This is a genomic window from Methylobacterium sp. 77, from assembly GCF_000372825.1.
Lineage (GTDB): Bacteria > Pseudomonadota > Alphaproteobacteria > Rhizobiales > Beijerinckiaceae > Methylobacterium.
In genome coordinates, this window is sequence record NZ_KB910516.1 from 252,635 (window position 1) to 278,958 (window position 26,324).

At 66.5% G+C, this 26,324-nt stretch carries 30 protein-coding genes; 16 read left to right on the forward strand and 14 right to left on the reverse strand.

Annotation, left to right across the window (positions count from 1 at the left end):
• Window positions 1-16 precede the first annotated feature (16 nt).
• Entirely contained in the window at window positions 17-646 is a 630-nt protein-coding gene (locus tag A3OK_RS0101080) for a uracil-DNA glycosylase family protein (protein ID WP_019903083.1), read from the forward strand.
• A 104-nt stretch (window positions 647-750) separates the two neighbouring features.
• Here A3OK_RS0101080 and A3OK_RS0101085 read toward each other — a convergent pair whose 3' ends face one another.
• Both A3OK_RS0101085 and A3OK_RS0101090 read right to left on the reverse strand, forming a co-directional pair.
• Window positions 751-960, reverse strand: a complete 210-nt coding sequence (locus A3OK_RS0101085) for a hypothetical protein (protein ID WP_019903084.1) — start codon at window positions 958-960, stop codon at window positions 751-753.
• Between the two features lie 215 nt (window positions 961-1,175).
• Window positions 1,176-1,436, reverse strand: coding sequence for a hypothetical protein (locus tag A3OK_RS0101090; protein ID WP_019903085.1), 261 nt, complete (start codon window positions 1,434-1,436; stop codon window positions 1,176-1,178).
• Between the two features lie 168 nt (window positions 1,437-1,604).
• Between A3OK_RS0101090 and pyrF the strand changes: the two genes are divergently transcribed.
• Window positions 1,605-2,303, forward strand: a complete 699-nt coding sequence (gene pyrF, locus A3OK_RS0101095; RefSeq protein ID WP_026596813.1) for an orotidine-5'-phosphate decarboxylase — start codon at window positions 1,605-1,607, stop codon at window positions 2,301-2,303.
• Between the two features lie 36 nt (window positions 2,304-2,339).
• Here pyrF and A3OK_RS0101100 read toward each other — a convergent pair whose 3' ends face one another.
• Window positions 2,340-2,972: a TetR/AcrR family transcriptional regulator gene (locus A3OK_RS0101100; RefSeq protein ID WP_019903087.1), complete on the reverse strand. Its 633-nt coding sequence runs from the start codon at window positions 2,970-2,972 to the stop codon at window positions 2,340-2,342.
• Window positions 2,973-3,094: 122 nt separating this feature from the next.
• Between A3OK_RS0101100 and A3OK_RS24680 the strand changes: the two genes are divergently transcribed.
• A complete protein-coding gene (locus A3OK_RS24680) occupies window positions 3,095-3,721 on the forward strand; it encodes a methyl-accepting chemotaxis protein (RefSeq protein WP_280791117.1) in 627 nt (208 codons plus the stop codon).
• A gap of 52 nt (window positions 3,722-3,773) precedes the next feature.
• Window positions 3,774-4,385, forward strand: a complete 612-nt coding sequence (locus tag A3OK_RS0101110; protein WP_019903088.1) for a hypothetical protein — start codon at window positions 3,774-3,776, stop codon at window positions 4,383-4,385.
• Window positions 4,386-4,413: 28 nt separating this feature from the next.
• On the opposite strand, the gene A3OK_RS0101115 is transcribed toward A3OK_RS0101110, so the two are convergent.
• The 4 genes from A3OK_RS0101115 to A3OK_RS0101130 form a co-directional block, all read right to left on the reverse strand.
• Window positions 4,414-4,611: a hypothetical protein gene (locus tag A3OK_RS0101115; protein WP_019903089.1), complete on the reverse strand. Its 198-nt coding sequence runs from the start codon at window positions 4,609-4,611 to the stop codon at window positions 4,414-4,416.
• 152 nt (window positions 4,612-4,763) lie between these two features.
• A complete protein-coding gene (locus A3OK_RS0101120; RefSeq protein WP_019903090.1) occupies window positions 4,764-6,557 on the reverse strand; it encodes an NADPH-dependent assimilatory sulfite reductase hemoprotein subunit in 1,794 nt (597 codons plus the stop codon).
• An 89-nt stretch (window positions 6,558-6,646) separates the two neighbouring features.
• The gene (locus A3OK_RS0101125) at window positions 6,647-8,416 is read right to left on the reverse strand and encodes a flavodoxin domain-containing protein (RefSeq protein ID WP_019903091.1); all 1,770 of its coding nucleotides are present in this window, start codon (window positions 8,414-8,416) and stop codon (window positions 6,647-6,649) included.
• Between the two features lie 107 nt (window positions 8,417-8,523).
• Window positions 8,524-9,030, reverse strand: coding sequence for an Lrp/AsnC family transcriptional regulator (locus A3OK_RS0101130; protein ID WP_019903092.1), 507 nt, complete (start codon window positions 9,028-9,030; stop codon window positions 8,524-8,526).
• Between the two features lie 250 nt (window positions 9,031-9,280).
• On the opposite strand from A3OK_RS0101130, the gene A3OK_RS0101135 reads away from it, so the two are divergent.
• The 4 genes from A3OK_RS0101135 (at window position 9,281) to A3OK_RS0101150 (ending at window position 13,796) form a co-directional block, all read left to right on the forward strand.
• Window positions 9,281-10,078 carry a phosphoadenylyl-sulfate reductase gene (locus A3OK_RS0101135; protein ID WP_019903093.1) on the forward strand — a complete coding sequence of 266 codons (798 nt, stop codon included), beginning with the start codon at window positions 9,281-9,283 and terminating at the stop codon, window positions 10,076-10,078.
• Complete coding sequence (cysD, locus tag A3OK_RS0101140) at window positions 10,075-11,010, forward strand: sulfate adenylyltransferase subunit CysD (protein WP_019903094.1); 936 nt, start codon at window positions 10,075-10,077, stop codon at window positions 11,008-11,010. Before A3OK_RS0101135 ends, cysD begins: the two co-directional genes overlap by 4 nt.
• 1 nt (window position 11,011) lies before the next feature.
• Window positions 11,012-12,412, forward strand: coding sequence for a sulfate adenylyltransferase subunit CysN (gene cysN, locus A3OK_RS0101145; RefSeq protein WP_019903095.1), 1,401 nt, complete (start codon window positions 11,012-11,014; stop codon window positions 12,410-12,412).
• A 181-nt stretch (window positions 12,413-12,593) separates the two neighbouring features.
• Complete coding sequence (locus A3OK_RS0101150) at window positions 12,594-13,796, forward strand: pyridoxal phosphate-dependent aminotransferase (RefSeq protein WP_019903096.1); 1,203 nt, start codon at window positions 12,594-12,596, stop codon at window positions 13,794-13,796.
• A 66-nt stretch (window positions 13,797-13,862) separates the two neighbouring features.
• On the opposite strand, the gene A3OK_RS0101155 is transcribed toward A3OK_RS0101150, so the two are convergent.
• A complete protein-coding gene (locus A3OK_RS0101155) occupies window positions 13,863-14,261 on the reverse strand; it encodes a prolyl oligopeptidase family serine peptidase (RefSeq protein WP_019903097.1) in 399 nt (132 codons plus the stop codon).
• Between the two features lie 312 nt (window positions 14,262-14,573).
• Here A3OK_RS0101155 and A3OK_RS0101160 point away from each other — a divergent pair, with 312 nt between their 5' ends.
• The 3 genes from A3OK_RS0101160 to A3OK_RS0101170 all read left to right on the forward strand — a co-directional run bounded on the left by A3OK_RS0101160 (window position 14,574) and on the right by A3OK_RS0101170 (window position 17,845).
• The gene (locus A3OK_RS0101160) at window positions 14,574-15,410 is read left to right on the forward strand and encodes an NAD(P)-dependent oxidoreductase (protein WP_019903098.1); all 837 of its coding nucleotides are present in this window, start codon (window positions 14,574-14,576) and stop codon (window positions 15,408-15,410) included.
• 384 nt (window positions 15,411-15,794) lie between these two features.
• Entirely contained in the window at window positions 15,795-16,088 is a 294-nt protein-coding gene (locus A3OK_RS0101165; RefSeq protein ID WP_019903099.1) for a hypothetical protein, read from the forward strand.
• A gap of 98 nt (window positions 16,089-16,186) precedes the next feature.
• Window positions 16,187-17,845 carry a calcineurin-like phosphoesterase family protein gene (locus A3OK_RS0101170; RefSeq protein ID WP_019903100.1) on the forward strand — a complete coding sequence of 553 codons (1,659 nt, stop codon included), beginning with the start codon at window positions 16,187-16,189 and terminating at the stop codon, window positions 17,843-17,845.
• 116 nt (window positions 17,846-17,961) lie between these two features.
• On the opposite strand, the gene A3OK_RS0101175 is transcribed toward A3OK_RS0101170, so the two are convergent.
• On the reverse strand, window positions 17,962-18,540 hold the full coding sequence (locus tag A3OK_RS0101175; protein WP_019903101.1) for a type 1 glutamine amidotransferase domain-containing protein: 579 nt from the start codon (window positions 18,538-18,540) through the stop codon (window positions 17,962-17,964).
• A 200-nt stretch (window positions 18,541-18,740) separates the two neighbouring features.
• On the opposite strand from A3OK_RS0101175, the gene A3OK_RS0101180 reads away from it, so the two are divergent.
• Window positions 18,741-18,962 carry a hypothetical protein gene (locus A3OK_RS0101180; protein WP_019903102.1) on the forward strand — a complete coding sequence of 74 codons (222 nt, stop codon included), beginning with the start codon at window positions 18,741-18,743 and terminating at the stop codon, window positions 18,960-18,962.
• Between the two features lie 8 nt (window positions 18,963-18,970).
• Here A3OK_RS0101180 and A3OK_RS0101185 read toward each other — a convergent pair whose 3' ends face one another.
• Window positions 18,971-19,360, reverse strand: a complete 390-nt coding sequence (locus A3OK_RS0101185; RefSeq protein WP_019903103.1) for a hypothetical protein — start codon at window positions 19,358-19,360, stop codon at window positions 18,971-18,973.
• Between the two features lie 313 nt (window positions 19,361-19,673).
• On the opposite strand from A3OK_RS0101185, the gene A3OK_RS0101190 reads away from it, so the two are divergent.
• Entirely contained in the window at window positions 19,674-19,883 is a 210-nt protein-coding gene (locus tag A3OK_RS0101190) for a cold-shock protein (protein ID WP_026175704.1), read from the forward strand.
• Between the two features lie 200 nt (window positions 19,884-20,083).
• Complete coding sequence (locus tag A3OK_RS0101195) at window positions 20,084-20,344, forward strand: hypothetical protein (protein WP_019903104.1); 261 nt, start codon at window positions 20,084-20,086, stop codon at window positions 20,342-20,344.
• Between the two features lie 97 nt (window positions 20,345-20,441).
• Here the strand turns inward: A3OK_RS0101195 and A3OK_RS0101200 are convergent, their stop codons facing one another.
• Complete coding sequence (locus tag A3OK_RS0101200) at window positions 20,442-21,284, reverse strand: 3'(2'),5'-bisphosphate nucleotidase CysQ (RefSeq protein WP_019903105.1); 843 nt, start codon at window positions 21,282-21,284, stop codon at window positions 20,442-20,444.
• A gap of 359 nt (window positions 21,285-21,643) precedes the next feature.
• Here A3OK_RS0101200 and A3OK_RS0101205 point away from each other — a divergent pair, with 359 nt between their 5' ends.
• Entirely contained in the window at window positions 21,644-22,123 is a 480-nt protein-coding gene (locus A3OK_RS0101205; RefSeq protein ID WP_026596816.1) for a DUF6101 family protein, read from the forward strand.
• A gap of 322 nt (window positions 22,124-22,445) precedes the next feature.
• Complete coding sequence (locus A3OK_RS24685) at window positions 22,446-23,045, forward strand: hypothetical protein (protein ID WP_019903107.1); 600 nt, start codon at window positions 22,446-22,448, stop codon at window positions 23,043-23,045.
• 191 nt (window positions 23,046-23,236) lie between these two features.
• Here the strand turns inward: A3OK_RS24685 and A3OK_RS0101215 are convergent, their stop codons facing one another.
• From A3OK_RS0101215 to A3OK_RS0101225, 3 genes are all read right to left on the reverse strand, one after another.
• Complete coding sequence (locus tag A3OK_RS0101215) at window positions 23,237-24,118, reverse strand: 3-hydroxybutyryl-CoA dehydrogenase (RefSeq protein WP_019903108.1); 882 nt, start codon at window positions 24,116-24,118, stop codon at window positions 23,237-23,239.
• Window positions 24,119-24,327: 209 nt separating this feature from the next.
• The gene (locus A3OK_RS0101220; protein WP_019903109.1) at window positions 24,328-25,278 is read right to left on the reverse strand and encodes an FAD-binding protein; all 951 of its coding nucleotides are present in this window, start codon (window positions 25,276-25,278) and stop codon (window positions 24,328-24,330) included.
• Window positions 25,279-25,403: 125 nt separating this feature from the next.
• Entirely contained in the window at window positions 25,404-26,153 is a 750-nt protein-coding gene (locus tag A3OK_RS0101225) for an electron transfer flavoprotein subunit beta/FixA family protein (protein WP_019903110.1), read from the reverse strand.
• Window positions 26,154-26,324 lie beyond the last annotated feature (171 nt).

Consider the following 26,324-nt stretch of genomic DNA (forward strand, 5'->3'; position numbering starts at 1 on the left):
CAAGCTCACCCCCCACATGATCCCGTTCGAGACCACCGCCGCCTCCCTGCGCTCCTGCCGCATCTGCCGCGATGCGCCGCTCTACGGAGCGCCCCTGCCGCAGGAGCCCAAGCCCATCGTGCAGGGCTCGTCCTCGGCGCGGCTCTGCATCGCCAGCCAGGCGCCGGGCAACCGGGCCCATCGCAGCGGCATCCCGTTCATGGACCCGTCGGGCGTGCGGCTGCGATCGTGGCTCGGCCTGTCCGAGCCGGATTTCTACGACGCCACGCGGCTCGCCATCGTCCCCATGGGCGCGTGTTTTCCGGGTCTCGATGCGAAAGGCGGAGACAAACCGCCCCGGCGCGAATGCGCGGAGCACTGGCGCGAGGCGTTGTTCGCGGGCCTGCCCGAGATGGAGCTGATCCTCGTGATCGGCCAGTATTCGCAGGCTTGGCATCTCAGCCGGGTCGAGGGCGGGCTCACCGCCATGGTGCGGAACTGGCGCGCCATCCTCGACGAGCCGCGGCGGCCCCGCGTGCTGCCGCTGCCTCACCCCTCATGGCGCAACAACGGCTGGCTCAAAACCAACCCGTGGTTCGAGGCCGAGCTGCTGCCGGTGCTCAAGCACGAGGTGTCGCGGGTGATGACGCGAGCGACGCGCGGATGACCATTCGCGGCTGCGATGTCCCGCTGCGAGGTGTCAACGGAGCATAGGCCGTCGGTCGGACGACGGAACCGACACGGCGCCGGCGCAGACTACGGTGGGCGCCCTCACGCTGCAGCGAGGTCCGGACGGTGGAACGCTCCAATCTCACGAATCAGATCCCGGCGCTGCTCATCGACCAACTCGGCGAGGATGTCGGCCTCGTCCTTGTCGATCACGGACAGAAGTCGAAGCGCGGGATACGAGCCGTCGAAAACGACCAGAACTTCCGATTGCGTGTAGGGATCGAATGGATCGAGGCAATAATGGTTCGCCATCTCAAGCTCCGAATCAAACAAGAGAGAGCGTGAGAGCCCTAAAGATCCAAAATGACACTTCTGTCATCGCCATCATGAAAAATGCGCTGCCATAGGCGGCGCGCAAGGTGGTTGTTCGTGGGTCCGAGAACGAACCGACCCTTCATCATCACCGGGACTGCGCGTGCCCCTCTCGTGCCAACAACACCGCGCCGGCTCGGCACGTCATCGGAACGTCACGCTTGTTCGAGGAGCATCTTGTTCTGACGTTGGTCGATCGACGCGATGACAGAACGTGGGTCCGGCATATCGGGCCGCGCCCTGCAGCGGCGTTTGACGATATGAAGGACCGCTTCGAGCGCCGTGACCCGCTCGGAGAGAGTGTCATACGACGCTTCGAGAGCATCGAGCGCACCGACGATGCCATCCACGACGCTCGACGTCGTGGAAATCAGGGCCTCGCTGATGTGGCGAGCGCAGCGGTCCACCGGAGTCATGCCGCACATTCCCGTTTAACGTGTAGGAACTGCGACAGCGTGTACCGCCGCCGACCGCCCTTTTCCAGCTCCTGCGGTTCTCCACACGTTCACGTTCCCGATACCGGGCTTACGTTGACACCGGGCCTCACGGCGGCGATCCGTCTGTCGGATTGCCCGGAGCACGTCATGTCCCAAGCCGCCATCGATCCGCGAGACCGCCTCATCGTCGCCCTGGACCTGCCGAGCGTCTCGGAGGCCGAGGCGTTGGTGGACCGGATCGGCGACGCGGCGACGTTCTACAAGATCGGGTATCGGCTGGCCTATTCCGGGGGGCTGTCGCTTGTGCAGCGGCTGGCGGGCGCCGGCCTCAAGGTCTTCATCGACCTGAAGCTGCACGATATCGGCAACACCGTCGAGGATGGCGTCCGCGCCCTGTCCGATCTCGGCGTGACCTTCCTCACCGTCCATGCCTATCCGCAGACCATGCGCGCCGCCATGCGGGGTAGGGGCACGGACGGCCCGACGATCCTCGCCGTCACCGTGCTGACCTCCTACGATCAGGCCGATGCCGACGAGGCCGGCTATGCCATGCCGATCCCGGATCTGGTGGCCCTGCGCGCGCGGCAAGCGGCGGAGGCCGGGATCGGCGGCATCGTCTGCAGCGCCGCCGAGGCGATCTCCGTCCGCAGCGTGATCGGCCCGTCGCGGCTCATCGTGACGCCCGGCATCCGCCCGGCCGGCGACGCGGTCGGGGACCAGAAGCGGGTGTTGACGCCCTCGGCCGCGATGGAGGCGGGGATCGACCACATCGTCGTCGGACGCCCGATCACCCAGAGCGCCGATCCCCGCGCCGCGGCGCAGGCCATCCTGGCCGAGATGGGCTGAATCGGCATTTGCGCCGGCCCGCCCGGCGAGGGCGCCTCAGGCCGATTTCGCCGGATCGTGGAGGGCGCGGAGCAGGAAGGCGATCATCGCATCGATGGGGGGAGCCGGCGCGTTGGGATACTGGCTCACCAGGACGGGGTGGCAGTAGCGCGTGATGGCGACATGCAGGCAGGCGGCCGTCACGGTGGGATCCTCGACCTGGAACTCGCCGCTGCGCACGCCGTCCGTCACCACCCGCTCCAACGCAGCGCCGATGCGGTCGATATGGTGCCGGCAGACGCCCCAGCTCTCCGACATGGCGGCTTCCACCATCTCGTGGATGCGAGGATTGTCACTGCAGCGCTCGATGCAGTCGCGGTGAAGCTCTTGGATGATCTCGGCGATGCGCTGGTCGGCGCTGAGGCCGGGCGCCACGGCGATGCCCGCGATGAGGGCTTCGACCTCGCGGGTGACGCGCTCGACCACGGCCTCGTTGATCGCCTTCTTCGATTCGAAGAATCGGTAGACATTGGCCGGGCTCATCCTGAGCGTCTTGGCGATGTCGGCCACGGTGGTCTTCTGGTAGCCGATATCGCGAAAGAACTGCTCCGCCGTCGCCAGGATCCGGCACCGCGTGGTGGGGGCCGGCTCCTCCAGGCGAGATGGCAACTGCTCGACGTCGATTGTCATGAAAGAACCCTAAGTCTCCCAACCTCGGCCGTCAAAAGAGACGGCGGTGCAAAACCGCGGCGGCGCGACTTCACCGCCTTCCGCGAAGTGATCGTCGCATTCGAGGGATGAATGTCACGGGAATGGTTTCCGCGAACGGCCGACGTAGACCTACGGAGACGTGGCGCATCCCGATTTGGTTTCGCCTTTACCCAATTTTAGATGAACCCGGCGGCAACAGGTTCATGTTGTTCCGGCGCCGCGCACAGCATGTCCCCGAAGCAAGCATTCCCGCTGTCGGCGAGAATATTCGTCAACGCGAAGCGTCGATGACGCCGGCTCCGGGTCGAACCGATGTGCTCGATACGATCGAGGCCGATATCCGGTCCTTGATCGACGGCTTCAGCGCCTCCATCGCGACGGCGCGGTCGGATGTCGTCCAGATGCAGGCGGGTCTCGCCGGAATCCGCACGCGCGTGACCGACCTCGCCGCGGCGGTTGATCTCGCCGAGCGGACCGGCGGTCTGTCCTCCTCCTCCGCGCGGATCGGCGAAGCGATGGGGCAGGCCGGAGGCCATCTCGATCAGGCAGGCGACCGCGGCACGGAGGCGCGCGCGCTGATCGCGGCCTTGGCCGAGGCCGGCAACGAGATCGCCAGCATCGTGGATACGATCTCGGTGGTGGCGCGGCAGACCAACCTTCTGGCGCTCAATGCCACGATGGAGGCCGTGCGGGCGGGCGCGGCTTTGCCGTGGTTGCGAACGAGGTGAAGTCGCTCTCGGTCCAGACCGCCCAGGCTGCCGAAGACGTCCGCGCGCGACCATGCTCGCCGATCTCGACACGGTCGGTCCGCTGCCGCTGAGGATCGTCGGGACGAGCACGATGGACCTGCACGGGTCGTTCGGGAATCTCGATGCCGAGGTTCACGCCCGCCTGAAGGGAAAGCTCGCCGCGATCCACCTCGAACACGCGCCGCTCATCGCCGAACTCGATGCCGAACGCCGCGACGAAGCGACCCTGTTCGATACGGATTACACGGCGATCCCCGGCACCAATCCGCGCCAGTTCCTCACCCGTTCGCTGACGCGGCTCGAAGCGCTGATCCAGCCGATCATGGAGCCGGAACTGGCGGCGGACAGCCGGATGCTAGTCTGCTTCGCCACCGATCGGAACGGGTACCTGATGGTGCACAACGCCAGATACGCTCACGCGCAGCGGCCGGACGATCCGGTCTGGGACAACGCCCACGCGCGCAACCGGCGCATCTTCGTCGATCGCACCGGAATCACCGCCGCCCGCTCGACGCGGCCTTCGACGGTGCAATCCTATCTCAGGGAAGTCGGGTCGGAGCGATACATCGTTCGGGAAATCGACGCACCGATCCGCGTGCGCGACCGGCATTGGGGCGCTTGCCGCACGGCCTACCGCCTCTGAGCGCCGTTAGGGAAACGTCCCGGTTGTCTCAGGAGCCGAACTGCGACCCGAGCTGTTCGAGATATTCGGCGAGATCGACGCCACCGATGCGGGTGCCGTAATCGAACCGCATGCCTTGGCGGATATCGACGCTGGAGCGCTTCGTCGTGAGCGTGAACGGCTTCACGCAGATCCACGCGCCGTCGCGGCGATGTTCGAAGAAATTCAGGATTTCGTGCTTGGCCATCGCCGCCTCCGGTCGAATGTCCGGATCAACCGCCAAGTCACGCCAGAGTTCAGGGGTGCCGTTCTTATATTCGCGGCACGCTCAAGCTTGGCCTTCAGGCCATCGCACGTGCACTGCACCATGAAGGGCACAATGCACGTGTCGACACTACATCAGGCCGCGCCCTTCAAGGCGCCGATATTGGTGTGGAAGTCCGGGCCGTTGATAGTCTTCGTCACGTAGCCGGCCCGGATCAGGAAGTCGCCGAAGCGCTCGCCGGCCGTCTTGCCCTGCGCGTAGGCACCGAACAGCGGATCGAGGATGGTCCTGATTTCGGAGGCATTCACGTCTTCGGCGTAGAGCTTGCCGAGGCGCGAGCCGTCGAAGGCGGCGCCGAGATAAAGGTGGTAGCGCTCGGGCCCGCGACCGACGAAACCGATCTCCGCGATGAAGGGCCGGGCGCAGCCATTGGGGCAGCCGGTCATGCGGATCGTGATCTCGTCCTCGGAAAGGCCGTGCGAGGCGAGGCTCTCCTCGAGCTCCGTCATCAGGTCCGGCAGGTAGCGTTCGCTCTCGGCGAGCGCCAATCCGCAGGTCGGCAACGCCACGCAGGCGATGGAGTTGCGGCGCAGCGCACCGGCGCCCTTCTGCATGCCGTACTCGTCGACCAGGGCCTCGATCTCGGCACGCTTCTCCGAGGGAACGTTGGCGATGATGACGTTCTGGTTGCCGGTGAGGCGGAAATCGCCCTCGTGGATCTCGGCGATCCGGCGCAGGCCCGCAAGCAGCTTCGGTCCGTCTCCGACATCGTCCTTGATGCGGCCCGACGGGACGTAGAGGGTCAGGTGGTGGCGGCCGTCATCGCCCTCGGTCCAGCCGAAACGGTCGCCGTTGCCGGTGAAGGTGAAGGGCTTCGGATCGGCAAGTGGCTTGCCGACGCGCTTCTCCACCTCGGCGCGGAAGGCCGCGAGGCCGTAGCGCTCGATCGTGTATTTCAGGCGGGCGTTCTTGCGGTTCTTGCGGTTGCCCCAGTCGCGCTGAACCGTCATCACCGCCTCGGCGACCTGCACCGCCTCGTCGGGCTTGCAGAACAGCATCACGTCGGCGGTGCGCGGGAAGGTGTCCGGCTCGCCATGGGTCATGCCCATGCCGCCGCCCACGGTGACGTTCCAGCCCGTCACCTTGCCCTTCTTGTCGAGGATGGCGATGAAGCCGAGATCGTGGGCGAAGACGTCGACCTCGTTCGAGGGCGGCACCGCGATGACGATCTTGAACTTACGCGGCAGGTAGGTCTTGCCGTAGACGGGTTCGAATTCGGGCTCGCCGCCGACCACCTTCTCGCCGTCGAGCCAGATCTCGCGCCAGGCATTGGTTTTCGGCAGCAGGCTGTCCGAGATCTCCTTGCCGAGGTCGTAGGCGGCCTTGTGGGCGCCGGACTGGGCCGGATTGGTCGAGGCCATGACGTTGCGGTTGACGTCGCCGCAGGCGGCGATGGTGTCGAGCAGCGCGCCGTCGATGGCGGCCATGGTGCGCTTGAGGTTCGACTTGATGACGCCGTGATACTGGAAGGTCTGGCGCGTCGTCGCCCGCAAGGTGCCGTTGGCATAGGTGGTGGCGATGTTGTCGAGGACGAGCCACTGCTTCGGCGTCACCACGCCGCCGGCGATGCGCAGGCGGATCATGAAGCTGTAGGCCTTGTCGAGCTTCTTCTTGGTCCGCTCGGGGCGCAGGTCGCGGTCGTCCTGCAGGTACATCCCGTGGAATTTCACGAGCTGGCCGTCATCCTCGGAGATCGCACCGGTGGCGTGTTTGAGGAGGCCGTCGGCGAGGGTGCCGCGCAGGAACCCGCTCGCGATCTTGATGTGCTCGTTATGCGCGAGGCCGGCCTCGCGCGCCGCATCGGCCTCGTCGATCGGACGGGTCGTCGGCGGGGTCTCGTAGGTGCGGGGAGGGGTGTGGTCGTCCATGGCGGTGTTCCGGTGTTCTCAGTTCATGTTCGGGGCGCCGGGCGCGCGTCCCTCCCGCCTCGGCGGGGGAGGGTGGGGCCGCGATCGCGCTAGTAGACGTCCTGCTGATAGCGGTGGGTGCGCTCCAGGGCCGAGACCGCGGCCTCGGCATCGGCCTCGTTCAGCGATTTGACCTCGGCATAGGCCTGGACCACGGCGTTGCGGACGTCCTTGGCCATCTTGTTCGCGTCGCCGCAGACATAGAAGCTGGCGCCGCCGTCGAGCCATTCCACCAGTTCCGCGGCATGGTGGCGGATGCGATCCTGGACGTAGATCTTCTCGGGCTGGTCGCGGGAGAAGGCGACGTCGATCTTCGTCAGCGACCGGTCTTCCAGGGCTTCCTGCCATTCGAGCTGGTAGAGGAAGTCGTGGGTGAAGTGGCGGTCACCGAAGAACAGCCAGGAGCGGCCGGTGGCCTCGACGGCGCGGCGTTCCTGCACGAAGGCGCGGAACGGGGCGACGCCGGTGCCGGGGCCGACCATGATGATGTCGGTCGCGGGGTCCTGCGGCAGGCGGAAATGCCGGTTCGGCTTCAGCTTCACCCGCAGCTTGGCGCCGTTCCTGATCCGGTCGGCCACGTGGACGGAGGCGACGCCCGACCGCGAGCGGCCATGGGTGTCGTAGCGGACAGCGGCGATCACGAGATGGACCTCGTCGCCCACCTCCTTGCGCGAGGAAGCGATCGAATAGGCGCGCGGCGGCAGCGGCCGGGTGATGGTGGTAAGATGCTCGGCCGAGAGCGCGGCCGGATAGGTCTCGATCAGGTCGATGAGGTGGCGCCCCTCGATCCAGGCCTTCACCTCGCCGCTCTCGATGAGCGCCTTGGCCTCGGCATGGCTCGTCGCCTTGGCGAAACGCTCCACCGTGGTGGCAGAGAGCGTGGTGATGTCGCGCTCGGAGAGCAGTGCCTTGCGCAGGCCCTCGTCCCCGGTGAGGTTCGCGGCCTTGAGGATCTCTTCCACCAGGGCCGGGTCGTTCTCGGGATAGATCTCGAGCGAGTCGCCTGGCTCGTAGGCCGGCGCACCGTCCGCGAATTCGAGCGCGAGGTGGATCGTTTCCTTGTCGGAGAGCGACGAATTGAGGTTCACGTGGTCGACGACTTCAACCACGGCCGGCTCGCGGCTCGGCTCGGCCTCGTCGTCCTCGGCGGTGGCGCGACCGGCGAAATCGACGGCGACGACGTTGTCGGCGCTCGGCGCGGGTGCGAGCGCCTTGAGGGTGTTCTTGATCCAGTCGGCGGCCGGCTTGTCGAAATCGAGGTCGAGATCGGCCCGCTCCGCTCCGCGCTTGCCGCCCAGAGCCTCGAACCGCGCGTCGAGCGCCTTCCCGATGGCGCAGAACTCGACATAGGAGGTGTCGCCGAGCGCCAGCACGCCGAAGGTCACGCCGTCGAGCCGGGGAGCCCCGTCGCCCATCAGCTCGTTATAGGCGCGCGTGGCGCGGGCCGGAGGCTCACCCTCGCCCCAGGTGGCGGCGATGGCGATCACGTTCTTGGCACCGGACAGGGTGGCGATGTCGAGATCGGCGAAATCCACGACCTTCGGCTTGAAGCCGCTCTTCTTCGCCAGCTTGGCGACGCTGCCGGCCAGGGCTTCGCAATTGCCGGATTCGCTGGCGTAGATGATCGTCAGCGGCTCGGATGCCTTCGGCGGAGCGGCGGGTTGAGCCGCCGGCTGACCGCCGGCCGCGTCGAGCCCGGCGAGGAAGCCCGCGAGCCAGGCGCGCTGGATCGGCGTCGCCGCGCCGAGGACGGCGTCGAGGCTCGCGCGTTCGCTGTCGTCGAACGGGGCGGTACGGGGAAGGATCGCGTGTCGTGCCATCGGTAAGCCATGTCGTCCTGAGAGGCCGGCTGTCAACGGGATGTCCGTTTTACAGAACGGCGTCGCGGTAGAAGGAGCTGCCTGTCCTTGCAGCGCAAAACAGAAATTTATTCTCCCGCCACCACGGAGAGGGTCGGCGTGAAACGACCGTTCGTCGGGGCCGACGGCAGCGGAAGTGCCGTCGTCGACTTCACTTTTTCCATGGCGAAGCGTGACGTGACGTTCTTCAGGGGCAAGGTCGCGATCAGCTGCTTATAGAACGTGTCGTAGGCCTGCATATCCGCGACAACGACCCGCAACATGTAATCCACATCCCCGGCCATGCGGTAGAATTCCAGCACTTCCGGCATGGCGGCGACGGTGGAGGCGAAGCGTTCGAGCCAATCGCGCGAGTGATCCGAGGTCTCGATGGAGACGAAGACGGTGAGGCCGAGCCCCAGCTTCACCGGATCGAGCACCGCGACCCGCCGGTCGATCACGCCATCCGATTCGAGACGCTGGATGCGCTTCCAGCAGGGCGTCTGCGAAAGGCCGACCTTCTCGCCGATCGTGGCGATGGAGAGGGTGGCATCGTTCTGAAGCAGCGCCAGGATCTTGAGATCGATCGCGTCCACATTGACCTCGCTTTGCGGTTACGGTCGGCGGCGCCGAGGTGCGCGAAGGCACGACGTCGACCGGCGAATGGAGAAGGATATTCCTTCGACAGGCAACCGATCCGGTCGCCGCGCCGTTTCAAAGCATCGGATAAGCCGCGTGGGAATGCCGCGCTGCGATAGCCGCTATGCCTTGACAGCGTTCGTTATAGCGAACATTTCAAGTGTCAGACAAGCGGGCATCTTTCAAGCAGGCACACCGAAAACGGTCATGAGCACGTCACTGGACAGAACGGCGCGGGACCTCGCGTCCACGATGGCCGGTCTCGATCTAAAGGGTCGGATCGGCGCAATCGAAGCCGCCATCCCCGGCCGGCTGGTCTTCACCACCAGCCTCGGCATCGAGGATCAGGCGCTGACCCACGCTCTCACCATGGCCAAGGGCCGGACCGAGATCGTGACCCTCGATACCGGCCGGCTGTTTCCCGAGACCTACGACGTCTGGGCCGAGACGGAAGCCTCCTACGGCATCCGCATCCGGGCCTATGCGCCGGAGCGGTTGGCCGAAGAGGCCTTCGTACGCGACGAGGGCATCAACGGCTTTCGCCATTCGGTCGCCGCGCGTCAGGCCTGCTGCGGCTTCCGCAAGGTCGAGCCCCTGGGCCGCGCCCTCGACGATGCCGCCGGCTGGCTCACCGGCCTGAGGGCCGGGCAATCGGCGAACCGCGCCGACACGCCGCTGGCGGAGGCCGACGAGACGCGCGGATTGATCAAGATCAACCCGCTGGCCGACTGGACCCGCGCCGATATCGACCGGTTCGTGATCGACAATTACATCCCCTACAACGTCCTGCACGACCGCGGCTTTCCGTCGATCGGCTGCGCGCCCTGCACCCGCGCCATCAAAGTCGGCGAATCCGAACGCGCCGGGCGCTGGTGGTGGGAGCAGGAATCCAAGAAGGAATGCGGCCTTCACGTGCACCAGCCCGAGGCGAACGTTCAGCCCGGGCAGGAAGCCGCCGCCTTCGAATCGACCCCCCGCAACATCACCCCGGAGATGGCCCGATGAGCGCCGCCCACGCCTTGGCCGCGACGCTGCCCGAGCGTCTCACCCACCTGCAGCGCCTCGAAGCCGAGGCCATCCACATCATGCGGGAGACGGTCGCCGAGACCGAGAACCCGGTGATGCTCTACTCGATCGGCAAGGATTCGTCGGTGCTGCTGCATCTGGCGCTGAAGGCGTTCGCGCCAGGACGCCTGCCGTTCCCCCTGATGCACATCGACACGACCTGGAAGTTCAAGGAAATGATCGCCTTTCGCGATCAGCGCGCCCGTGAACTCGGCCTCGATCTCATCGTCCACACCAACCAGGACGGTCTCGCCCGCGGCATCGGTCCGATCAGCCACGGTTCGGAAGTCCATACCGACGTGATGAAGACGCAAGGGCTCCGTCAGGCGCTGGACAAGCACAAGTTCGACGCGGCCTTCGGCGGCGCCCGCCGCGACGAGGAGGCCTCGCGCGCCAAGGAGCGCATCTTCTCGCTGCGCACGGCCCAGCATCGCTGGGACCCGAAGCGCCAGCGCGCCGAGCCCTGGCACCTGTACAATCTCAAGAAGAAGCGCGGCGAATCCCTGCGCGTCTTCCCGATCTCGAATTGGACCGAGCTCGACGTCTGGCTCTACATCGAACAGGAGCGGATCCCGATCGTGCCGCTCTACTTCGCCAAGCCGCGTCCGGTGGTGGAGCGCGACGGCCAGTACATCCTGGTCGATGACGACCGCCTGCCGCTGAACCCCGGCGAAACCCCGCAGACCCTGTCCGTTCGCTTCAGGACGCTGGGCGATTATCCGCTGACGGGGGCCGTCGAGAGCGATGCCGCGACCCTGCCCGAGATCATCGGCGAGACCCTGGCCGCCCGGACCTCCGAGCGTCAGGGCCGCGTGATCGACAAGGACGGGTCTGGCGCCATGGAGCGGAAGAAGCAGGAGGGGTATTTCTAAGATGACGATCCATCAATCTCCCGAAGCCTTCGGCTACGACAGCTTCCTCGCCGCCCATCAGAGCAAGGAAGTCCTACGCTTCATCACCTGCGGCTCCGTCGATGACGGCAAGTCGACGCTGATCGGCCGGCTGCTGCACGACACCAAGCAGATCTTCGACGATCAGGTGACCGCGCTTCAGCGCGATTCGCGCAAGCACGGCACGCAGGGCGCCGAGATCGATCTCGCGCTCCTCGTCGACGGCCTCCAGGCCGAGCGCGAGCAGGGCATCACCATCGACGTCGCCTATCGGTTCTTCTCCACCGACCGGCGCTCGTTCATCGTCGCCGACACGCCCGGCCACGAGCAATACACCCGCAACATGGCGACCGGCGCCTCCACCGCCGACGTCGCCGTGATCCTAGTCGATGCGCGCCAGGGCCTGACCCGCCAGACCCGGCGCCACGCGCTGCTGGTCTCGCTTCTCGGCATCAAGCGCGTCGCGCTCGCCGTGAACAAGATGGACCTCGTCGGCTGGTCTCAGGACAAGTTCGAGGAGATCACGGCGGCGTTCGACGCCTTCGCGGCCCCCCTCGGCTTCACCGAGATCCGCCCGATCCCGCTCTCGGCCAAGAACGGCGACAACGTCGTACTGCCCGGCGCGGCGGTGCCCTGGTACACGGGAACGCCGCTGCTGCAATATCTCGAAGAGGTGCCGGTGCGGGTCGAGGAGCAGGCCGCTCCCTTCCGCCTGCCGGTCCAGTGGGTGAACCGTCCGAATTCGGATTTCCGCGGCTTTTCCGGCCTGATCGCCAGCGGCCGGATCGCTCCGGGCGACGCGGTCATCGTCGAGCCCTCGGGCCGGACCTCCACCATCGCGCGCATCTACACCGCCGATGGCGACCTGCCGCATGCGGTGGAAGGCCAGTCCGTCACCCTCGTCCTCAGCGACGAGATCGACGCCTCGCGCGGTTCGGTGATCGTCACGGCCGATGCGCCGATGCGCGTGACCGACACGTTCGAGGCCCGCCTGTTCTGGGCGGCCGAGACCGAGCTGCTGCCCGGCGCGACCCTGCTCGCCAAGATCGGCACCGTGACGGTGAATGCCACCGTGACCAATATCGGCACACGGATCGACCCCGAGACCGGCAACCCCGTGCCGGCCGCCCGGCTCGTGGCCAACGACATCGCCGACGTCACCCTGAGCATCGACCGTGCCGTGGCCGTCGATGCCTATGGCGCCAACCGCGATACCGGCGGGTTCATCCTCATCGACCGCGAGACCACCGACACGGCGGCCCTCGGGCTGATCCATGCGGAGAAGGCCTCCGCCATCGTGAAGGACGAGCCGGAGGCGGCGCGGGCGGCACGCTCGGGCGGCGGCTTCCTGTCGAAGCTCCGCTGGGTCTTCGGCGGCATCTGACCGGCGCGTATTCCGGTTCTCATCCCCACCAGGCGGTCATTCCAGCTGCGCGTCAGCGCCCCGGAATGACCGCTTCGCCATGTCCGGGGTGCCTTGATCGCCCGGACCACGGGGACTAGGGTCCGCGCGCTTTTTCGAGAGGCGCGCATGGCGCCCGTCTGAACCATCGGAGCATGCCATCATGGGCTTTCTCGCCGACGCCCTGTCCAAGGTGAAGCCGTCCGCCACCATCGCGATGACGCAGAAGGCCCGCGAGCTGAAAGCCGGCGGGATGGACGTGATCAGCCTGTCGGTGGGCGAGCCCGATTTCGACACGCCCGACCACATCAAGGAGGCGGCGATCGACGCGATCCGTCGCGGCGAGACCAAGTACACCCCGGTCTCCGGCATCGTGCCCCTGCGCGAGGCGATCGTGAAGAAGTTCAAGCGCGAGAACGGCCTCGACTACAAGGCCTCGCAGACCATCGTCGGCACCGGCGGCAAGCACGTCATCTACAACGCCCTGCTCGCGACGCTGAACCCTGGCGACGAGGTGGTGATCCCGCGTCCCTACTGGGTCTCCTACCCGGAGATGGTGGTGCTGTGCGGTGGCACGCCGGTCTTCGCCGAGACCGACATGGAGCACGATTTCAAGCTTCAGGCCGAGGAGCTGGAGCGTGTCATCACGCCGAAGACCAAGTGGATCATCCTCAACTCGCCGTCGAACCCCTCCGGCGCGGCCTATGCCCGCCACGAGCTGAAGGCGATCACCGACGTGCTGATGCGGCACCCCCATGTCTGGGTGCTCACCGACGACATGTACGAGCACCTTTGCTACGGCGATTTCGAGTTCGTGACGCCGGCCCAGGTCGAGCCCGGCCTCTACGACCGGACGCTGACCATGAACGGCGTCTCCAAGGCCTATGCCATGACCGGCTGGCGCATCGGCTACGCCGCCGGCCCCGAGCACCTGATCAAGGCGATGGATTTCGTCCAGGGCCAGCAGACCTCCGGCGCCTCCTCGATCTCGCAATGGGCGGCGGTGGCCGCCCTCGACGGCACGCAGGAGCATCTCGCCCGCTTCCGCGCCGCCTTCCACGAGCGCCGCGACCTCGTGGTCTCGATGCTGAACCAGACCAAGGGCCTGAAATGCCCGACCCCGGAAGGCGCGTTCTACGTCTATCCGTCCTGCGCCGAGACGATCGGGCGCAAGACGCCCTCCGGCAAGGTCATCGAGACCGACGAGGATTTCGTGGTCGAGTTGCTCCAGGCGGAGGGCGTCGCCGCCGTCCACGGCTCGGCCTTCGGCCTCGGCCCCAACCTGCGCATCTCCTACGCCACCTCGAACACCGCGCTCGAGGAAGCCTGCACCCGCATCCAGCGCTTCTGCGGCTCGCTGAGCTGATGCATCGGCCGTCGCCCCCGCGACGGCCTTCCCGATGATGATGCGTGGGGGATCACCCCTCGCGCATCATCCCTCGCGCATCACCCGCATGCTCGTCCCCGGCGCTTCGTCGGGTCCGAGCGCCTCCTCACGACCGCCGAGATGTCGGGCGAGGAAGGCTTCGGCCGCGGCGTAGAAGGCCAGGCGGTGGTCCGGCCGGACGAAGCCGTGGCCTTCATCGGGGAACAGCAGGTAGGTGACGGGAACGGCCTTCGCCTCCAGGGCGGCGACCATCTGGTCGGATTCGTCCTGCCGTACCCGCGGGTCGTTGGCGGCCTGGGCGATCAGGAGCGGAGCGCGGATGCGGTCGGCCTGATGGACCGGTGACCGCTCGCGCAGCAGGGCGAGCCCTGCTTCGGTATGCCCCGCCCCCGGTCCGCCGTGACGGGCGCTTCGGTGCCCGGGATCCCGGCGGCCCCCACCCATAGGTTCAGCACGCCCTCCACGGGCGCGAGCCATGCCAGGAACCGGCCGTCCGGGCTGATTGTGTCGCCCATCCGGACGGGATTGTAGAACAGGCGCCGGCGCGGGATCAGATCAGCCATTCCACCATCCGTCGACGCTGACTCGTGCCTCGCACGGGCACCGGGCCATCGACGGGGGCCACCCTCGCCCCGTCAATCGGTCGGCCTCGCTCTCCATTGTCATCGGGCATCCACTGAAACCATCGCGCCTTGACCGGATGCGGAACGCTCACGTCTGATGCGGGCAGGGCCAATCTGTCCGGAGGAGACGCTCATGGCGACGGTCACCGTCATTGCCCCCGGCGCCATGGGCAGCGCGGTCGCCGCCCTGCTTCACGGTCGTGGGGTCCGAATCGTCACGGATCTCGCCGGGCGCAGCCCCGCCACCCTGGCTCGCGCCCGTCAGGCCAGCATGGAAGGCGTGGACGAGACGGGCCTCGCCGAGGCCGACTTCATCCTGTCCATCGTCCCGCCGGCCGAAGCGACGGGCCTCGCGACCCGCCTCGCTCCCATCCTCGCCGCGGCGGCCCGCAAACCGGTCTATGTCGATGCCAACGCCCTCAACGTCGCGACGAAGCGCGGCGTGGCCGCCGTGATCGCGCAGACCGGCACGCCCTTCATCGACGCGGCCATCATCGGGCCGCCGCCCAAGCCCGGTGGCAAGGGCCCACGCTTCTACGTTTCCGGCGACGATCTCACCCCTGCCGTGGCACTGCGCGAATTGGGGCTCGATATCCGCCCCCTGGACGGCGGCGTCGGCGCCGCCTCGGCGCTCAAGATGTCCTATGCCGGCATCAACAAGGGGCTGACGGCCCTCGCCGCCGTGATGATTCTCACGGCCGGACGCGCCGGCGCCGCAGACGCACTCCATGCGGAACTGGCCGAGAACGAGCCGGAATTGCTGGCGCGCTTCGCCCGCGTAATGCCCGACATGGTGCCGAAAGCCTATCGCTGGGTCACCGAGATGGAGGAGATCGCCGGTTTCCTCGCGGATGACGAAGGCGGACGCCTGATGTTCGAGGGCGCCGGGCGCGTCTTCGCGCGGCTCGCCGCCGAGGGCGAGGAGATCGGGACTCTGAGAACCTTCGCCGCAGCCGCGAAAACGCCCTGACCCGGCCACGTCGGTTGCCGGCTTACGCCGCGATGGCTACATCGGCGATCCCTGCTTCCGATGCGTTCGATGGTTTCGCGAACCCGCTCGGGCCGGCGCGGAAGCGGGGTTTGTCGTGACGGGGCGGTGCGGACCAGTTCTCTGCGCCGATCCTGTGAGGCTTCGTGGGCCGGGTCGCGACAAGGGTGTCATGCGTGCGGGGAACAGGAACCGTCGCCATGGCTGATGGCCCACTCTCATCCCGGCGCCGGCCGGCCCGGCCGCGCCATTTCAGGACATCGTCCCTTAGATGGCCGAAGCAGAAGGATTAACCGACTTCACGGACAAGTGACGAGGGCCGGGGAACCGGCCGCGTCCCTCCGCGTAGTCTCGGGCTCATCCAGCATGCGACGCCTTCTCACCGGTGGCATCAAGGCGATCATCGCCATCGCCGCGCTCTCCACCGCCGCACATTGGGCCATGCGCGTCCAGCGCGAGCCCGCGCTCACCACCTCCGCCATGGCGGCGGTGAAGGATCCGGTATCCACCGGCTCGATCACACCGCGCAAGCTGGACTCCCCCGCCGAGGATCGTCTCGCCGACGTGACCCGCGGGCTCGACCAGAAGCGCCTGTCCGAATTGATGGCGGGCGCGTCCCCGGAGAAGCCGAAGCTCCAGAAGGCTGTCGCCAAGCGCTGAGGCGCTTTGTGTGCCATCTTGATGTGACGGTCCGATCGTCACGCGATGGTCAAAGCCGCGTGGTTCGGTAGGGCGGACCCGTCGCAACAGGCTGCCGCATGACCGACCGACCCGCCTTCACCCGCCGTGAGACCATGGCAGGTGCCGCCGCCCTCGTCCTGGTGACGACGACGACCGGCGCCGCCGAGCGCGCGACGGGCATGGTCTATGAACTCGTCGCCGGGGCGCGGAAGGGCGTGCCGGAGGTCGCCGTTTCCAACGGCCGCGACGTGGTCCGGACCGACGATCAGGGCCGCTACAGCCTCGATGTGGCGGAAGAAGACATCGTCTTCGTGGTCAAGCCGGCCGGCTATGCCCTGCCTCGGGACGAGAACAATATCCCGCGTTTCAGCTACATCCATCAGCCGAAGGGCTCACCCCCGGACCTGCGCCTGCGCTATCGCGGCATCGACCCGACCGGTCCGCTTCCCGCCTCCATCGATTTCGCCCTGACGCGCGAGCCGGAGCCGGACGCGTTCGACGTGATCCTGTTCACCGATCCGCAGCCGGAAAGCCCGGTGGAACTCGGCCATGTCCGCGACACAGCGGTGACGCGGGTTCTCGGCACCAAAGCCGCCTTCGGCATGACCACGGGCGACATCCTGTTCGACGATCTCTCGTTCTACGGCCGCTCGAACCGCATCATGGGTCGCATCGGCATCCCGTGGTTCCATATCGGCGGCAACCACGACCTCAATTTCGAGGCGCCCGACGCCCGCTACAGCCGCGAGACCTTCAAGCGGGTCTACGGCGCGCCCTACTACGCCTTCCACCACGGCAAGGCGCTGTTCCTCATGCTCGACACGGTGAATTACCTCGGCGCCGCATCGGGGGCAGGCGACGGGGTCGGTCGCTACGAGGGCCGGATCGGCGAGCGGCAGCTCGGCTTCATCGCCACCATGCTGGCGCAGACGCCGAAGGACCGCCTCGTCGTCATCGCGATGCATATCCCGCTCTATACCGACCTCGCCCCGGACGATCCGCGCCAGAACGTGATGGACCGCGAGCGCCTGCTCGACCTGCTCGAGGACCGCCCGGTGCTCAGCCTCGCCGGACATACCCATACGACGGAGCACCATTATCCCCGCGCGGACCGGGAGGGGCGCCACCATCACCATGTCCTCACCGCCGTCTCGGGCTCGTGGTGGAGCGGGCCGTCCGCCCGCACCGGCATTCCCTCCGCCGACAGCCGCGACGGGACGCCGAACGGCTTCCATGTCCTGTCCATCGACGGCCATAGCTACACCACGCGCTACCGGCCTTCGCAGGGCCAGCCCGACGAGGCGATGCGGATCGTCCTGGAGAGCCAGTATCGCGGCGGCGCCGGCGAGGTGCTGCGCGATTACCGGCCGATGCAGACCCTGCGCTCGCCCGTGCCGCGCGAGAGCCTCGCGGCCACCAACCTCGTCGTGAACGTGTTCGACGGCGGCCCGCGCACCCGCGTCCAGTACCGGATCGACGACGGCGCGCCCGTCGCGATGGTGCGCACCCGGCGCCCCGACCCGTTCGTGGCCGAACTCTTCCTGCGCTATGCCGAGACGAAGAAGCCCTGGGTCAAGGCCGAGCCGTCGAGCCACGTCTGGGTCGCGCGCCTCGGCGGGGACATTCCCGCCGGCATCCACCGCATCACCGTCGATGTCCGCGACGAGTACGGGCGGCCGCTCTCGTCCGGCCTCGTCCTCGAGGTCACCAGCGAGGACGGTTCAGCGAAAGGCTGAGACTGAGACGGGACCTCGACAAGGCTGGGTATGACGAGAGACGCGCCGACACGGAAAGGCCGCCCGTCCCGGAAGGACGAACGGCCGGACAATGAAACGGATGCGAAGCGGCGGGATCAGGCGGCGAGACGCCGGCCGCCGTGGTTGCCCTCTTCGATCTCCTCGATGATCTTGGCGCAGAAGGCATCGAGATCACCTGGATTGCGGCTGGTGACGATGCCCTGGTCGGTCACCACCGCCTCGTCGTGCCAGAGGCCCCCGGCATTGACGACGTCCGTCTTGATCGAGGTGAACGAGGTCAAGTTCAGCCCCTTCACCGCGCCGGCCTCGATCAGCAGCCAGGGCGCGTGGCAGATGGCGGCGACCACCTTGCCGGAGGTGAGGAAGGCCCGGATCAGCGCGAGCGCCTTCGGCTCGAGACGGAGCTTGTCCGGGTTGATCTGACCGCCGGGGAGCACGAGGGCGTCGAAATCCGCCGGGTCGATGTCTTCGAGATCCTTGTCGACGGCGACGTTCTTTCCCCAATCGGTCTTGTCCCAGCCACGGATCGATTCCGGCGATTCGCGGGATTGCGGCGCAGCGACGACGATGGTCGCGCCGGCATTCCTGAGCGTGTATAGCGGAACCGTGAGTTCGGATTCCTCGAAACCGTCGGTCGCGACGATGAGAACCTTCGACTGCTTGACGTCGGGCATGAGTGATCTCCGCATCTGCTTGAAAAGATGGCGGATGAACCATTCGCTATCTGCGCCGGTTCCGGAATCGGGAAGGCTGCAATGCTGCCCCGGTGGCAGCGCAAGGCTCGAGACACCGTGCAAAATGGGAACTGTCCGCAGACGGGCCGGGTTGGTCAGGCAGACCGATTCCCTCATCCTCCAAGCGAAGGAGACGCCGCATGGCCAATCCAGGCCTACCGATCCCCGAGCCGCTTCCGGGCGGAGTTCCCGGCGACCTGCCGCCCCCGCCGCTGCCGCCCGACGAAGGCCCGGATATCGGGCCGACGGGTCCGCGAACCCCTTATCCGGTGAACGATCCGGGCATCGGCGAACCGGCCGGTCCGGGCTCGGAGCCCGATTACCTTCCCGGCGGCCCGACCGATCCCGGCGTCAGGATGTGAAGGCTCGATCAGTGATCGCCGTGCGACGCGCGAACGTCGCGGGGCGCGCTGAGAATTTCGGAGAGGCTCGTCACCACGTGGCGGGCCTCTTCGTCTGTCAGGCGCAACTGGAAGGGCGGAAGCGCGCCCGCCTGCAGGGCCACCACGGCCTGACCCTGCTCGTCGGTGCCGACCTCGATGGCCGAAGAGGTCACTTCGAGCATGGCGATGTCCTCGTCGCTCAGGTCGTCGGGCAGGTCGACCTCGTCGGGTTCGTCGATGGCGGTCAGCAATTGTCCCACCGCACGCACGAGCGCGCGAGCGGCCCGCGCGTCCATGACGACGGCCGTCGCCTGGTCGTCCTTCTGGAATGAGAGCTGGATGTTCGCGCCTTCGAGAGAAACCGAGATGCCCGCCATGAACCGCCTGACCGCGTCGCCTAACTGCCTGGAACCGAACTCATATATGCACGTCGCGCCATGAAAAACACGGGGTCCGCGCCCTGCGATCCGAGCTTGTCGTGCGCCGGTGCCGCGGGCAAGTTCGGGGTGGGCGCCTTGTTGCCGCCGCAGATTGCGCCTACATGTGCATCAGCGGGCATCGGTAAGCCGGACGCAAGTTCAATCGAGCGTCTCACGACCTGCTGATTCCGTCAGATGTGAAAGAGGACCTGAGACGGGTGTCTCCAGCAGACGCACGTATTTGGTCAACGAACGATACGAGGTTCTATTCGTGAATACCGGCACTGTTAAGTGGTTCAACGAAACCAAAGGCTACGGCTTCATTCAGCCCGATGATGGCGGCAAGGACGTGTTCGTTCACATCTCCGCCGTCGAGCGCGCGGGAATGCGCAACCTCATTGAAGGTCAGAAGGTCTCCTACGAGATCCAGACCGACAAGCGCAGCGGCAAGGATTCGGCTGGTAACCTCCAGGCGGCCTGACGCACCCGGCGCCAGCCCGCAAGGCTGGCGTCACCTACCGGCAGAACTAGCCGGCCCCGCCGCCATTCCGACGATCTCTCCTGGGGGGACGAGTTCGCGAGGGACGGCACGACAGCAACCCCAAACCTTCGACTTACGGAACGAGAGCAGAACTTGCGCGTTCTGGACACCAAGAAAAATCTGAAAGATCACAAGAAAACATGTTGTTCGAATACACCCGGCGCCGCGGCGCCCGTTCGCCCATCACCGATGCGGCGACCTTCAAGGTGGGTAAACTGAAGCAGACGACGTCACGTGAAGCGCAGAACATTACCGCGCAAGACTTTATCACGCAAGACATCGATTTCAGCCATCTTATCGATACCTCTTACAACTACCATTCGCCCCGTGAACTGCGCTGGCACCTCGCCGAGCGCCTGGGCGTCACTCCCGATGCGGTGGCCGTGCGCGAGCACGCCTGATCGGAATCATCCTGCGCTGAAGGTTTCACCCTCGCGCTGACGGACGTTTCACGCCGAGTTCTCCAGGGGGCTCGGCGTTCGCGTGCGCGGCGCCCAGCTATGCCCCGGCCAGGGCCGCGACGACGTCGCTCCGCAGGCCGTCCGACATCGCGATCAGGGCGCCGTGGACGGGGTCGGTGCGATTGTAGGTCGTGGCGCGTCCCGTGAGGTCGCTTACCGACCCTCCGGCCTCGCGCAGGAGCAGGTCGGCCCCTGCGAGATCCCAGTCGCGCGCATCCGACGAGACGAGGCCGATATCGATCGAGCCTTCCGCGACCCGCGCCACCCGCAGGGCGAGGGAGGGAACGCGCGGCACGATGTGGAAGTCGAGGGCATCCACATCGGCGGCACCACCCTGCGCGACGGCGCCGCGCGCGAGCTTGTCGATCATCGGCTTCGGACCCGTCACGCGCGCTCCGGCGAGTCGGGCCTGGCGCGAGACCGAGAGCGGCTCCCCGTTACAGGTCGCCCCGGCCCCGGCCACGGCCTCGTAGAACCGGTCGCTCACGGGAGCATGGACGAAGCCGATGACCGGCTGACCGTGCGAGAGCAGCGCCACCGAGATCGACCAATCCGGGTGCCCGGTGAGGAAGGCCCGCGTCCCGTCGATGGGATCGACAATCCAGACCAGATCCGAACCGAGGCGAATGGCGTCGTCGCTGGTCTCTTCGGACAGCCACGCCGCTTTCGGCAGCAGCGCGCTCAGGCGGATCTTGAGAAACGTATCCACCGCGACGTCGGCTTCCGTCACCGGCGAGCCGCCGGCCTTCGACCACGTCCGCGCGGTCGTCTGGGCGCCCGACCTGAAGAAGGGGAGCGCCAGGGATGCCGCTTCGCGGATCGCCTCACGCAGGGCAGGGACGAGCGCCTGGGCGGCCTCGGTCGACATCGTGTCGGACATGCGTCTCCGGATCGTCGGGGTTCTATCGGTGTCGGCTTGCGGAACGGGCTCCGTCGCGCATCGCGGCGCGACGAAGGTCGCGCCCTTTGTAAGCGCGGCATCCGGCGCCCACAAGGATCGAACGGCACCCGATGGGGCGGAATCCCGACGAACGCGGCAAGGAACCGTTGAGCATTCCGAACGCTTCTCCTGCGTCCACATTCGCTTAACTCTGGCTATTAAGCTGGTGTGATGAGGTTAGACGCGAATCTGCTTGGCATAACGAACGGCCCAACAGAGGCCGATCACACCAACAGGGCGTCGATCCAATGAACACTTTCTCAAACATGAATTCGACCCAGACAAATGTCCGCACCAGCATGGATACATGCCTGCAGGACGGCGTCGATGTCAGCGCCATCGCGTTCCAGCCGTCGCCCCTCCCCATCATCGGCAGCGTCGGCGGCGGCACCGCCGCCGTCGGAATCGCCCTGGCCTTCGCCTCCGAGGACAGCGATGCCTGCGACGAGGACCGATTCGCTCTCCTCATCGTCGATGCCACCGGCACCACGCTCGGCCGGCTCGGACCTTTCGGAGACGACGACGTGGTGGCGGTCTGGCGCGACTGCTCGGCCCGGACCGGCCTGCCGCGGATGATCGTGCGCGAGGACGGCACCCTCGCCACCGTGTCGCATCAGCTCGGCCGCGTCGCGCTGGGCACCACCCGCACCCGCCGCCGCCACGGCCTGCTCAACGGCCGCCGCCCGCGCTTCCTCGTCCGCCGCAAGACCGGCGTCCTGCCGGTGCGCCCGCTGATCTATCGCGGCGAGAACGAGATCATCGGCGGCGCCCTGTCCTGAATTCGACTCGACCCGACGCTGTGATCTGAGCTGAACATTCGTTACCAGGCCCCCAAACCGTTACACGAATCATCCAAAGTCGTTTGATAAATTTCCTAATTCCTACCCGCGCCAGAGAATGGCCTTAGCAAGATCATCGTATCGATTGATCTGGGAAATTCTCCGTCGTTCGAGCGGTGAGAACCGAACCTCCGCGATCTCTTGGCTAACCTCGCGTGGAGAACTGGCTGAACACGCTCAGCGAGGACGCGGCGACAGATCATTATCCATTAGGAGTACGGCGGCATGATTCTCCGCATCGATCCGATGCTGAGATCGCTCAATGGCCTCCTATATTCAGGCGAGTTTGCCGGTCCCGTTCGTCGGTGATCCGGGAACCGTGATCGGTCTGCGTGCGCTGCTGGAAGAGGCTTACGGCAAGGACGCCGTGTCCGGTTTCACCAAGCTTCAGGTCCTCTACGAGACCTCGCCGGGCTATACGCCCTACAGCTACTGGAACCCGAAAGATCCTTCCGCGACGACCATTCTCAGGAATGGCAAGACGCTCGAAGCCGGCCGGTCGTCCACGATACGGGACGAGGACTCCCTCGATGCTTACGCGCTGCAAGCCGGAAACCTGATCTACGCCAACGTCATCGTCGCCGTGAAGACGGCCGCGGGCAACTTCCAGAATCTGCGCCTCCAGACCGTGCCGGGCGAGTTGGCGGGAGACGATGCGTTCGATGGCGGGGAGGGCGCCAACAGGATGGTCGGCGGCGCCGGCAACGACAGGCTCATTGGCGGCAAGGGCGCGGACAACCTCACCGGCGGCGCGGGCGCAGACCGCTTCGTCTTCGAGACGCAATCCGGCCGGGACAGGATCGACGATTTTCACCAGGCCCAGGGCGACCGCATCGACCTGTCGGGCAGACCTATGCGCTGAGCCAGAATGACGAGGGCAATGCCGTCCTGGCCCTGTCGGGCGGCGGCACGCTGATCCTGGATTACATCGCGGCGAGCGAGGTCAATTCCAGCTTCTTCGTCTGAGAGCCGACGGTCCATGGACGATCTCCGAAGGGAGATCGGTGGTCGAGGCCAACCGCCGGACGTCGAATGCTATGGGTTCGAAAAGCCTTAGCGGGTCGGGACCGGAACTTCGCCGCGGTAATCGTAGAAGCCGCGCTTCGTCTTGCGGCCGAGCCAGCCGGCCTCGACATACTTCACCAAGAGCGGGCAGGGGCGGTATTTCGAATCCGCGAGGCCTTCGTATAGCACCTGCATCACCGAGAGGCAGGTGTCGAGACCGATGAAATCGGCGAGCTGCAGAGGTCCCATCGGATGGTTGGCGCCGAGCTTCATCGCCGTATCGATGGCCTCGACCGAGCCGACGCCCTCGTAGAGCGTGTAGATCGCTTCGTTGATCATCGGCAGCAAGATGCGGTTGACGATGAAAGCCGGGAAATCCTCCGACATCGTCGAGGTCTTGCCGAGCTTGGCGATGAAGGCCTTGGCCGAGACGTAGGTCGGGTCCGCCGTCGCGATGCCGCGGATCAGCTCCACGAGCTGCATGACCGGGACCGGATTCATGAAATGGATGCCGATGAAGCGCTCCGGCCGGTCCGTCGCGGCGGCAAGCCGGGTGATCGAGATCGAGGACGTGTTCGTCGCGACCAGGGCTTCCGGGTGGAGCGACGGACAGAGCGCGGTGAAGATCTGGCGCTTGGTCGCCTCGTCTTCCGTGGCGGCCTCGATCACGAGGTCACAGGGCGCGAGGTCGTCGTAACTTTCCGCGGCCAGGATACGGGCGACGCCGCTGCGCCGCTGCTCGTCGGTGATCGTCCCCTTGGAGACCTGCCGCGCCAGATTGCCGTCGATCGTCGCGAGGCCGCTATGGATCCTGGCGGTGTCGCGGTCGTTCAATCTCACGTCCAGGCCAGCCATGGCGCAGACATGCGCGATGCCGCTTCCCATCTGGCCGGCGCCGATGATTCCGACGGTCTTGATCTCGATGGCCATCGCTTGAACTCGCACCCCTGAGGCTCGGCCGGTTCGGCCGCAGAACGCCCGCCTAGCGATCGAGGCGTTGGCGCCGGCAATGAAATGCGGCGCACAAAATTCCTAGAGCATTTTCTCGTCGAGGTGCAGCCCGGACGATCGCTTAATCGGAAAGAACTCCGCCGCGATGTTGCACGGCGGAGCGTTGCTGGTGTTCCGGACCGACGGGATCAGCCCTTGGCCTTGGCGATCTCGGCCTGGAGCTCGGGAACGATCTGGAACAGGTCGCCGACGAGGCCGTAATCCGCCACCTGGAAGATCGGGGCGTCCTCGTCCTTGTTGATCGCGACGATGACCTTCGAGTCCTTCATGCCGGCGAGATGCTGGATCGCGCCCGAAATGCCGACCGCCACGTAGAGATCCGGAGCCACGACCTTGCCGGTCTGCCCGACCTGCCAGTCGTTCGGAGCGTAGCCGGCATCGACGGCGGCGCGCGAGGCGCCCACCGCGGCACCGAGAGCGTCGGCGAGCGGCTCGATCAGCTCCTTGAACTTGTCCGACGAGCCGAGCGAGCGACCGCCCGAGACGATGATCTTGGCGGCCGCCAGTTCGGGCCGGTCGGACTTGGCGATCTCCTCGCCCTTGAAGGTCGATTTCGAAGATGCGGGCGCGCTCGCACCGACCGCCTCGACGGGAGCGGCGGAACCGCCCGCCGCAGCGGGTTTGAAGGCGGCCATGCGGACCGTGATCACCTTCTTGCCTTCGGCGGCCTGGACGGTCTGGATCGCGTTGCCGGCATAGATCGGGCGATCGTAGGTGTCGGGCGCGACCACCTTCATGATGTCGGAGATCTGCGCTACGTCGAGAAGCGCGGCCACGCGCGGCAGCACGTTCTTGCCCGTGGTGGAGGCGGCTGCGATGACGATCTCGTAATCGCCCGCGAGCGAGACGATCAGCGCGGCGGTCGGCTCGGCCAAGGCGTGATCGTAGGCGGCGTCCTCGGCCAGCAGCACCTTCTCGATCCCGTCGAGGGCGGCCGCGGCATCCGCGGCGGGGCGGCTGCCGGCGCCGGCGACCAAGGCGTGGATCGGACCACCGATTTCCTTGGCGGCGGTGAGCGCCTTCAGGCTGGCGTCGCGCACGGCGCCGTTATCGTGTTCGATGAGGAGGAGAGTGGCCATGCTATGCGTCGAACCTCGTATGCAATGTGACCGGCCTTCCGTCGCGGCGTCGCGCCGGGCTGCGGTCGAAGTTGAATGATGGGCCGGCACCGGCCGCCGCGCGGCGGCCGGACAGGGCCGGCGGCTCAGATGACCGAGGCTTCGCCCTTCAGCTTCTGGACGAGTTCGGCAGCCGAACCGACCTTGATGCCCGCCTTGCGACCGGCAGGCTCGACGGTCTTCAGGACCTTGACCCGCGGCGTCACGTCGACACCGAGCGCGTCGGGGCTCAGTTCCTCGAGCGGCTTCTTCTTCGCCTTCATGATGTTGGGGAGCGAGGCGTAGCGCGGCTCGTTAAGGCGCAGGTCGGTCGTCACGATCGCCGGAAGGGCGAGGGTCACGGTCTGCAATCCGCCATCGACTTCGCGGGTGACGTCGATCGATCCCTCGCCGAACTCGACCTTGAAGGCGAAGGTGCCCTGCGGCCAGTCGAGCAAGGCGGCGAGCATCTGACCGGTCTGGTTGGAATCGTCGTCGATGGCCTGCTTGCCGAGGATGACGAGGCCGGGAGCTTCCTTGTCGACGATCGCCTTCAGGATCTTGGCTACCGCCAGCGGCTCCACGAGCCCGTCGGTCTTGACCAGGATGGCGCGGTCGGCACCCATGGCGAGGGCCGTGCGCAACGTCTCCTGCGCCTGCTGCGGACCGATGGAGACGGCGACGATCTCGGTCGCCTTGCCCTTTTCCTTCAGACGGATCGCCTCTTCGACGGCGATCTCGTCGAAGGGGTTCATCGACATCTTGACGTTGGCGAGTTCAACGCCCGAACCGTCGGCCTTGACGCGGATCTTGACGTTGTAATCGACGACCCGCTTGACGGGCACCAGAACCTTCATGGCGGTCACAATCCTCCACTGATTTTCTTGGCAAGGGCCGGCGCAGCGCGCGAGGGAGCTTCGACGCGGTCGAAGTTCCGGGCACCCTCTTGGAATGAAGCGGCGGACCGTAACGGGCGGATTTCCGCCTTGTCAACGCGTGCGAAGGTCCTGCCCCGCGTCGAGCACATG

What these genes read in the sequence shown, in the direction of transcription:
- A3OK_RS0101185 (WP_019903103.1), bottom strand. Translation starts at nt 19,360, where the DNA reads ATGGCGGGCATCTCGGTTTCTCTCGAAGGCGCGAACATCCAGCTCTCA.
- A3OK_RS0101225 (WP_019903110.1), bottom strand. Translation starts at nt 26,153, where the DNA reads ATGAAGGTTCTGGTGCCCGTCAAGCGGGTCGTCGATTACAACGTCAAG.
- A3OK_RS24680 (WP_280791117.1), top strand. Translation starts at nt 3,095, where the DNA reads ATGGTTTCCGCGAACGGCCGACGTAGACCTACGGAGACGTGGCGCATC.
- A3OK_RS0101085 (WP_019903084.1), bottom strand. Translation starts at nt 960, where the DNA reads ATGGCGAACCATTATTGCCTCGATCCATTCGATCCCTACACGCAATCG.
- A3OK_RS0101100 (WP_019903087.1), bottom strand. Translation starts at nt 2,972, where the DNA reads ATGACAATCGACGTCGAGCAGTTGCCATCTCGCCTGGAGGAGCCGGCC.
- A3OK_RS0101120 (WP_019903090.1), bottom strand. Translation starts at nt 6,557, where the DNA reads ATGGACGACCACACCCCTCCCCGCACCTACGAGACCCCGCCGACGACC.
- A3OK_RS0101110 (WP_019903088.1), top strand. Translation starts at nt 3,774, where the DNA reads ATGCTCGCCGATCTCGACACGGTCGGTCCGCTGCCGCTGAGGATCGTC.
- A3OK_RS0101165 (WP_019903099.1), top strand. Translation starts at nt 15,795, where the DNA reads ATGCGACGCCTTCTCACCGGTGGCATCAAGGCGATCATCGCCATCGCC.
- A3OK_RS0101150 (WP_019903096.1), top strand. Translation starts at nt 12,594, where the DNA reads ATGGGCTTTCTCGCCGACGCCCTGTCCAAGGTGAAGCCGTCCGCCACC.
- A3OK_RS0101175 (WP_019903101.1), bottom strand. Translation starts at nt 18,540, where the DNA reads ATGCCCGACGTCAAGCAGTCGAAGGTTCTCATCGTCGCGACCGACGGT.
- A3OK_RS0101220 (WP_019903109.1), bottom strand. Translation starts at nt 25,278, where the DNA reads ATGGCCACTCTCCTCCTCATCGAACACGATAACGGCGCCGTGCGCGAC.
- cysN (WP_019903095.1), top strand. Translation starts at nt 11,012, where the DNA reads ATGACGATCCATCAATCTCCCGAAGCCTTCGGCTACGACAGCTTCCTC.
- A3OK_RS0101180 (WP_019903102.1), top strand. Translation starts at nt 18,741, where the DNA reads ATGGCCAATCCAGGCCTACCGATCCCCGAGCCGCTTCCGGGCGGAGTT.
- cysD (WP_019903094.1), top strand. Translation starts at nt 10,075, where the DNA reads ATGAGCGCCGCCCACGCCTTGGCCGCGACGCTGCCCGAGCGTCTCACC.
- A3OK_RS0101135 (WP_019903093.1), top strand. Translation starts at nt 9,281, where the DNA reads ATGAGCACGTCACTGGACAGAACGGCGCGGGACCTCGCGTCCACGATG.
- A3OK_RS0101155 (WP_019903097.1), bottom strand. Translation starts at nt 14,261, where the DNA reads ATGGGTGGGGGCCGCCGGGATCCCGGGCACCGAAGCGCCCGTCACGGC.
- A3OK_RS0101195 (WP_019903104.1), top strand. Translation starts at nt 20,084, where the DNA reads ATGTTGTTCGAATACACCCGGCGCCGCGGCGCCCGTTCGCCCATCACC.
- A3OK_RS0101090 (WP_019903085.1), bottom strand. Translation starts at nt 1,436, where the DNA reads ATGACTCCGGTGGACCGCTGCGCTCGCCACATCAGCGAGGCCCTGATT.
- A3OK_RS24685 (WP_019903107.1), top strand. Translation starts at nt 22,446, where the DNA reads ATGGCCTCCTATATTCAGGCGAGTTTGCCGGTCCCGTTCGTCGGTGAT.
- A3OK_RS0101170 (WP_019903100.1), top strand. Translation starts at nt 16,187, where the DNA reads ATGACCGACCGACCCGCCTTCACCCGCCGTGAGACCATGGCAGGTGCC.
- A3OK_RS0101200 (WP_019903105.1), bottom strand. Translation starts at nt 21,284, where the DNA reads ATGTCCGACACGATGTCGACCGAGGCCGCCCAGGCGCTCGTCCCTGCC.
- A3OK_RS0101160 (WP_019903098.1), top strand. Translation starts at nt 14,574, where the DNA reads ATGGCGACGGTCACCGTCATTGCCCCCGGCGCCATGGGCAGCGCGGTC.
- pyrF (WP_026596813.1), top strand. Translation starts at nt 1,605, where the DNA reads ATGTCCCAAGCCGCCATCGATCCGCGAGACCGCCTCATCGTCGCCCTG.
- A3OK_RS0101205 (WP_026596816.1), top strand. Translation starts at nt 21,644, where the DNA reads ATGGATACATGCCTGCAGGACGGCGTCGATGTCAGCGCCATCGCGTTC.
- A3OK_RS0101125 (WP_019903091.1), bottom strand. Translation starts at nt 8,416, where the DNA reads ATGGCACGACACGCGATCCTTCCCCGTACCGCCCCGTTCGACGACAGC.
- A3OK_RS0101080 (WP_019903083.1), top strand. Translation starts at nt 17, where the DNA reads ATGATCCCGTTCGAGACCACCGCCGCCTCCCTGCGCTCCTGCCGCATC.
- A3OK_RS0101115 (WP_019903089.1), bottom strand. Translation starts at nt 4,611, where the DNA reads ATGGCCAAGCACGAAATCCTGAATTTCTTCGAACATCGCCGCGACGGC.
- A3OK_RS0101215 (WP_019903108.1), bottom strand. Translation starts at nt 24,118, where the DNA reads ATGGCCATCGAGATCAAGACCGTCGGAATCATCGGCGCCGGCCAGATG.